The organism is Mesorhizobium sp. M7A.F.Ca.AU.002.02.1.1 (assembly GCF_003998535.1).
Taxonomy (GTDB): domain Bacteria; phylum Pseudomonadota; class Alphaproteobacteria; order Rhizobiales; family Rhizobiaceae; genus Mesorhizobium; species Mesorhizobium ciceri.
Window position 1 is genome coordinate 1 of record NZ_RZPB01001184.1, and the last position, 1,260, is coordinate 1,260.

Sequence of the window (1,260 nt, forward strand, 5' to 3'; positions counted from 1 at the left end):
TTGGCGGTTCCTTACGGCCGCCGACCAGAATGCCGCCGGCCGAATCGAGCAGGCTCGCGCCCACATACGCGGCGATCTGGTAGCGGTCAGCGACGATACCCGCCGCGCGTGCCGCCCGGCTGTTTGCGCCGACAGCCTCGAAATTGCGCCCGAAGGTCGTCGCCTTGACGACGAAAATGACGACAATAGCCATCGCTACTGCCAAATAGGCGAGCTGCGTGATGCCAAATATCTTGCCGTTGGCGAATGCCGCTATCGACCCGGGTACCGACACCGGTGTGCCGCCCGAAATCTTGACGTTCATGCCATAGAGCAGCGCGTTCATGCCGATTGTGGCCACGATCGGCGCAACACGAACCTTGCTGACGAGCAGGCCGCTGATCAGCCCCGCTACAGCTGCCGCGGCGAAAGCGTAAAAGAGTGCCAGGACGACACTGCCCTCGGCATTCGGTTGGCTCTCCGAGAAGTAACAGACGATGACAGCGCTGAGCGAAACCATCCCCGGCACGGACAGATCGATGCCGCCCTGCTGGATGACGAGTGTCTGACCCAGGCTGACCAGGGCCAGGATCGCGGCAAAGGGAAGCATTCCGCTCATCGCTCCGGTGCCAAGACTCTGCGGGGCGATCAGGCCGCCGAAGACGAACAGGACCAGCGTTGCCGCCGCGATACCCGCGGTCGGCCCACCAGCTGAGGCAAACCAACTGCTCGGTCCGGATGCACCTTCTCCTAAGGCCGTGACCGGCTTTGGCTTCTCTGAAGGATTTTCCACGTGTCTTGTCCTTCTGCGGATTCGCGGCATCGAACTTGTCGGTTAAAGCAGTGCGGATCTTGCTCCGCTGGCCAGACAGATTTCGCTGATCCGCAGCTTCTGGCTGGAGAGCCGGGACGGGAATGTCTGTTCGAGCCGCGACTCGTGAACGGGTATGACCCGTCGAGACTCATGGCCGACCTGTTTCATCATGGCTTCGGTGGCCATGATCAGATTGATCTGGCTGCCGGTGGCCAGGCCGACAGGGAGATACATGTCATCGATCTTGAGCTGTTCGGAGGCGCCGTTCAGGTTCTCGAACTGGTAAACAAGATCACCGGCAAGCACCCAGGTGTCCTGGGAATCCGTCTTGCCATCATTGCGCACCGTCACCCACATGCATGCGAAGGTGTGGCTGTCATAAGCGACGTGAAGATCGATGCCGGGGAATACGTTTTCCATGGCGCCATCGACCGCAATGAGGCGCTTGTCGCGCGCCAGCTGCACAC

At 61.0% G+C, this 1,260-nt stretch carries 1 protein-coding gene and 1 pseudogene; both read right to left on the minus strand.

The window, feature by feature from the left end:
• Nucleotides 1–772: ABC transporter permease (locus EN879_RS36300; RefSeq protein WP_164774857.1), on the minus strand; the 772-nt coding region annotated here is incomplete at its 3' end.
• Between the two features lie 42 nt (nucleotides 773–814).
• Nucleotides 815–1,260 (minus strand): annotated as a pseudogene (locus tag EN879_RS39245) (N-acyl homoserine lactonase family protein); the annotation flags it as partial.